This window comes from uncultured Holdemanella sp., from assembly GCF_934772795.1.
Taxonomy (GTDB): domain Bacteria; phylum Bacillota_I; class Bacilli_A; order Erysipelotrichales; family Erysipelotrichaceae; genus Holdemanella.
In genome coordinates this window covers 1-6621 of sequence record NZ_CAKVMR010000091.1, presented here as the reverse complement: position 1 = coordinate 6621, position 6621 = coordinate 1, and the positions used below count along the sequence as shown (strand labels likewise).

Annotated in this window: 2 protein-coding genes; both read left to right on the top strand. The window is 32.4% G+C overall.

Going from position 1 to position 6621, the window contains the following annotated elements; all coding sequences use genetic code 11:
* Window positions 1-66 precede the first annotated feature (66 nt).
* Window positions 67-3360, top strand: a complete 3294-nt coding sequence (locus tag Q0F04_RS11145; protein ID WP_295753317.1) for a DEAD/DEAH box helicase family protein — start codon at window positions 67-69, stop codon at window positions 3358-3360.
* A gap of 218 nt (window positions 3361-3578) precedes the next feature.
* Window positions 3579-5660, top strand: a complete 2082-nt coding sequence (locus Q0F04_RS11140) for an ATP-binding protein (RefSeq protein ID WP_295753315.1) — start codon at window positions 3579-3581, stop codon at window positions 5658-5660.
* The last annotated feature ends 961 nt before the right edge of the window (window positions 5661-6621 follow it).

The following is a 6621-nucleotide window of genomic DNA, read 5'->3' as shown; positions in this document are numbered from 1 at the left end:
AACAAGTCGATAAATCAAGGTTTGATATTAAGAAGAGTATAATAGAACTAGAAAGAGAGGTAGTATATGACTAACTTCGATTATTTAAAGAAAGAAAAAGATTTTGATAGCTTTGTAGATATAGCTATTGTTGCAGAGAAGACGTATAAGATTGATGTTAGTACGTGTATTATCAACTGTAGACGTGCACTAGAGGCAGGCATTAAATGGATGTATTCAGTAGATGCAGATTTAGATATTCCTTACCAGGATAATTTGCATACATTAATGAATACACGAGCTTTTAAATCAATCATGGATGATGATATTTGGAAGCGAATTGAGTTTATTCGTCGATATGGGAATGAAGCGGTTCATACTGCAACCACTAAAACGGCTAGTATCGCGAAAATATGTTTACATAACTTGTTCTATTTTACTGATTTTATTGCGTATTGTTATGGTGATAATTACGAAGAAAGAGAATATGATGACTCTTTATTGGAACAAGAGGAAGTGGTTCCTGTAAAAGCAGTTCCAGATGTTGATTTAGAGGCTTTGATCGCGGAAAATAAATCTTTGAAAGAAGAGTTGAGTTCTCGTCGTGTTCAACAGCAAGAAACATATGTAGCAAAACCATTAGATTTATCTGAGTTTAAAACACGTAAATTATATATTGATGCCATGCTGATGGATGCTGGATGGGTTGAAGGTAAAGATTGGATTAATGAAGTTGAACTTGAAGGTATGCCTAATAAGTCAGAAGTTGGCTATGCAGATTATGTTTTATATGATGATATGAACATTCCGTTAGCAGTGATTGAGGCTAAGAGAAGTTGTAAAGATCCTGCAGTGGGAAGACAACAGGCAAAATTATATGCAGATTTATTAGAGAAGAAATATAAAAGAAGACCTGTGATTTTCATTACGAATGGATTTGAAACTCGTATAATAGACAATGATTATCCTGAAAGAAGAGTATCGAGTATTTATTCAAAGCGTGATTTAGAAAAGTATTTCAATTTAAGAAGAACAAAATCTCATTTGAATTATATTGCGATTAATAAGAATATAGCTGGTCGTTATTATCAGGAAGCTGCAGTTCGTGCTGTATGTGAAGCCTTTGATAAAGGAAATAGAAGAAAGGCTTTATTAGTTATGGCTACTGGGTCTGGTAAAACAAGAACTGTCATTAGTTTGGTAGATGTGCTATTAAATAATGGTTGGATTAAGAATATTTTATTCTTGGCAGATCGTAACTCATTAGTTACACAGGCTAAGCGTAGTTTTGTGAATTTGTTGCCGGATCTTTCAGCTACCAATTTAGTGGAAGATAAAGAAAATTATAATGCTCATGCAGTATTTTCGACTTATCAAACAATGATTGGCTGTATTGATACAATTAAGGATGAAGGCAAGAAATTATTTACTTGCGGACATTTCGATTTAATTATTTGTGATGAAGCACATAGATCTATTTATAACAAATATAGAGATATATTTTCATATTTTGATGCTCCTTTAGTTGGCTTAACTGCAACGCCTAAAGATGAGATTGATAAGAATACATATGAGGTTTTTGAATTAGAAAATGGAATTCCAACATATGGGTATGAATTGGCTCAGGCTGTAAATGATGAATTTTTAGTTGACTACAAATCTATAGAATGTTCTACAGAATTTATGAAGAATGGAATTCATTGGGATGAATTGGATAATGATGAAAAAGAAGAGTATGAGGAAACATTTGTCGATGAAGAGGGGAATGTTCCTGAAGCGATTAGTGCTTCAGCTATAAATCAATATGTTTTTAATAAAGATACTGTGCGTAAGGTATTAGCAACTTTATTTAAATATGGTATTCGTATTGATTATGGGCAAAAAATTGGTAAAACAATTATCTTTGCGAAGAATCATAAGCATGCAGAACTCATACTGGAAATTTTTAATAAGGATTATCCTGAATTAAAAGGTTATGCAGAAGTCATTGATAATAAAATCAACTATTCTCAGACGTTAATTGATCAGTTTTCTGATCCTAGAAAATTACCTCAAATTGCGATATCAGTTGATATGTTAGACACAGGTATTGATGTTCCTGAATGTGTGAATTTGATTTTCTTTAAAAAAGTAATGAGTAAGGCTAAATTCTGGCAAATGATTGGTCGTGGAACAAGATTATGTCCAGGACTTTTAGATGGAAAAGATAAAGATAAGTTCTTGATTTTTGATTTCTGTGGTAATTTTGAATTTTTCAGAATGAAGACTGGAAGTGCAACACCGAACATGCTTGCAGTACAGGGAGCTGTTTTTGCGTTGAAGTTTGAGATAGCTTATAAATTACAAGCTTTGAATTATCAAACGGATGAACTAAAAAAATGGCGTAAAGAACTTGTTGATTATATGGTTGGTAAGGTTAAAGAATTGGATCGTAATCGTTTTGATGTTAGACAACATTTAAAATATGTGGATCTATATTCGAATCCAGATCATTATCAAATGCTTACATATGAAGATTGTTTGATGGTGCGTCAAGAATTAGCACCACTAATCTTACCTGATGAAGATGAAGTAAGTGCTGTACGATTTGATGCGTTAATGTATGGTATTGAATTAGCTCATTTGGCCGAGAAACAGAGTAAGCGTAGAATTAAAGATTTATTAAAAAAGGTAACAGGTTTATCTAAAGTGTCGAATATTCCAGAAATTGAAAAGGAAAGTGAAATTATTCATGCTATCTTAAATACGAATTATTTGGAATATAGCGGTATAGATGAATTTGAAAAGATTCGTTTGCGATTAAGAGATTTAATCAAATATATTCCTAGACAAGGATTATCTTATGAAACGAATTTTGAAGATGATATTTTAGATGTTCAATTTAATGATTCAGAATTGGAGAATGATGATTTAAAGAACTATAAATCTAAAATTGAATACTATATTCGCCAACATCAAAAAGATGATCCAGTGATTTTGAAAATCAAAGAGAATAAACCGTTAAATAATACAGATTTAGTTTCTTTAGAAAATATTTTATGGAAAGAATTGGGTACTAAGAAAGATTATTACTCAGAAGTAGGGGAAAAGCCGATTGGGGAATTTGTTCGAGAAATTGTTGGTTTGGATATGAATGCTGCCAAGGATGCTTTCTCTAAATATTTAGATGAAAGAAATCTTAATTCTGAACAGATCTATTTCGTGAACCAAATTGTAGAATATATGGTAAGAAATGGTTTAATGAAAGACATGAGTGTTTTACAACAGTCTCCATTTACGGATAAAGGTTCAGTTGCTGATTTGTTTGGCAATGACATTCAAACTTGGATGGAAATCAAGAGCGTTATTGATAATATTAATAACAATGCGAATTATAATTAGTGTTAATTACATGGCTTTATAGGAGGGGTAGCAATGAAAGGGCAAGAAATTCAATTTATTCAATATATAAGCGGACCTACAAAACGATTTGTGATGGTTCACTTGAGGATATATTTGATAAATTAGATGAAATTAATGATAACATTGGCTGAAATTAATGGTATCATATAGGTAATGATATATCTTTTCAAATCAGTTAGGGATAATATAATGTGGCATTGTCTGATTTGGATGATGCCTTTTTGTTTAATGGAGTTAGTTGTATGATGGATTTTAAGTTACTTACCAAACAATTGTTAGAAACATATTTAGGATCGGATACGTTGAGTGATGTTGCGATTCAGGATTTTTTAGATTCCAATGCGAGTATTATTGGTACGGGAAAACAAGAGTTCTTTAGTAATATGGATCATTTTTTGTCTGCATTCAAATTTGATGTAGAGAAAAGAAAGGATATTCGTTTTGAGTTTAAAGATTTTGATGCTGAAGAACATATAGTGGATGATCAATGTGTCTTTGTGTATGGCTCTGTTCAAATCTATGGTATTTTCGAAAATGAAGTTACCATCATGCATATGGACTCTCGTTTTACAATTGTTTATGGAATACAGAATAATCAATGGAAAGTGCTTCATATTCATCATTCAATGCCGGATAAGCAACAAATGGAAAATGAAGAATTTCCAATTGCTTTAGGAAGACAAGTACAACAGGCTCGTCATGAAGTAGAGGCGTTGGGTGCTGCTTATTCTTATATTTCCGTAATTGATTTGATTTCCAAAGAAGTGGAATTGATCAAGAAAAGTAGAGAATATGATCCTAAATTGAATGTGAATAAAGTAGATATAAATGGAGTGATTGATTTAATCAATCGATTGATTGCGAAAGATTATAGAGCATCAACTGTAGAATTCTTTGATTTTGATACTATCGCAAAACGTCTTGAGGGTAGAAATTCATTGTCATATTCGTTTGATAGAATAGATGGAGTATGGATGCTAGCGATGGTTGTTCCACAAAAGGTTGATGAGTTTGGTAATGTGGTTAGTATCTTAATTGCGATTCGTGATTTTACTGAAGAAAAGAAACGTGAATTAGAACAAGAAGAGGCTTTACGACAAGCAAAGATCAAAGCAGAAAAGGCAAATGAAGCCAAATCCATGTTCTTGTTTAATATGTCGCATGATATTCGTACGCCAATGAATGCGATTTTAGGGTATTCGCAATTAATGAAGAAGGAATTGAGTGATCCTAAGCTAGTTCATTATCAAGAAATGATTGAACAATCCAGTCAATTATTACTTTCGATTATCAATAATGTGTTGGATATGGCTCGTGTTGAAAGTGGTAAAATGGAATTGGATGAAAACTATGATGTGGTTGGTAATGTTTCTCAACTTGTTTGTGGTGCTTTTGAAGCCGAGGCTTCAAAGAAACATATTGAATTGAATAGAAATATTCGTGTTCAACACAAGAATATTATGGTGGATACGACTAAGATGCAGGAGATTCTATCCAATCTAATTAGTAATGCGATTAAATATACGCCTGAAGAAGGTACGGTAACCATTGATGTTAAGGAACTTCCTTGTGATAGAGAAGGTTATACGTTAATTCAAACAAAAATTACGGATACGGGTATTGGAATGAGTGAAGATTTCTTGCCATCATTATTTGAGTTATTTACAAGAGAAAGAAATACAACCATGTCTAAGATTCCTGGTACAGGCTTGGGTATGGCCATCGTTAAAAACTTTGTGGATCTAATGGATGGAAGTATTGAAGTAGAAAGTGAACTTGGTAAGGGCAGTATTTTTACAATTACCATTCCACATAAAATAGCTGATCAAGAATATACAAATCGAAATATCGAATCTCATAATGAGTGTGATATTGAATTTAAAGGCAAAAGAATTTTGTTGGCGGAAGATAATGCATTAAATGCAGAAATTACGACAACGATTCTTACGGAAATGGGTTTTGAAGTAAAAGCTGTAGAAGATGGAATTCTTTGTGTAAATGAAATCCAACATCAACCTAGCAATACCTATGATTTGATTTTAATGGATATTCAAATGCCGAATATGGATGGCTTTAAGGCCACACATTGCATTCGCCATCTATCTGAACCTGAAAAGACCAATATACCTATTATAGCTATGTCTGCCAATGCGTTTGAGGAAGATAAGAAAAAAGCATTTGATGTACAGATGAATGATTATATAACGAAACCAATCGACTTTCAAAAGATGGAAGAAGTATTAAAACATGTATTAAGTAAGAAGGATCCTCTTAGTTGAGGGTTCTTTTATCTTATGTTGTGTAAATGATTGATTTTGTGTTAGTTTAGATGTTAAAATCATATCTAATTCGATGAAAATAAGGCGATTTAGACAAGATAGGATCATTCGCAACAAAATGCTTGGAGTTAATATTGTTTTCACATTGAACATTTATAATAGAAATTGGCTACTGGATGTAGTAACGGTGAACCCTCTGAATAAAAAGGATTATATCTTGAGTTGTCTAAGATTCCGATTTTGTAGGAGGACGTGTTTATGTATATTTATCTGTACGTTGATGTTGCCATGACTATCTTGGCTTTAGTTGAATTACTAAAAATCACATTGATTATCGTAGAAAAATGTAAAAGACACTAGTTCACCCAAACCCAACGGATTACTAGTGTCTTTATACTAAAAAATTCAGAGGAACCACTGTATCCAGTAGTCTTTCTGTATGAATATTAAACACTTGATATATGTAAAAGTCAAGGCTAACCTTATGTAATTCAACGGAAATAAGGCGTTTTAGATTAAATGAGATAGATGTTTTTGTGCTCAAAATACTTAAACTTGCTACTGAAGTAGCGGTGGCTATCTTTGAAAAAATAGGATGATATCTTGAGTTGGCAAAGATTCCGATTTTGCACAAGGACGTGTTTTATGTATATTTATCTGTACATTGATGTTGCCATGACTATCTTGGCTTTAGTTGAATTACTAAAAATTAACATAAATTATATATGCCTTTTTGACTATCTTTTTATATCTTCTCAAATGTCCGCAAAGCCTTATTTTATCGGCTCTACGGGCATTTTGCTTTTGTGGTAAACCTCACATATCTAGGTCTATCTTTTTATATTTTCGCTATCAAACGTGGTTAAAATCGTGGTAAATACTTCTATGCGATTAGACGCTGAACCTCTGATTTTGCGGTATCTATGGACGCATGAGCATACCAGTTCATTGTGATACTGAT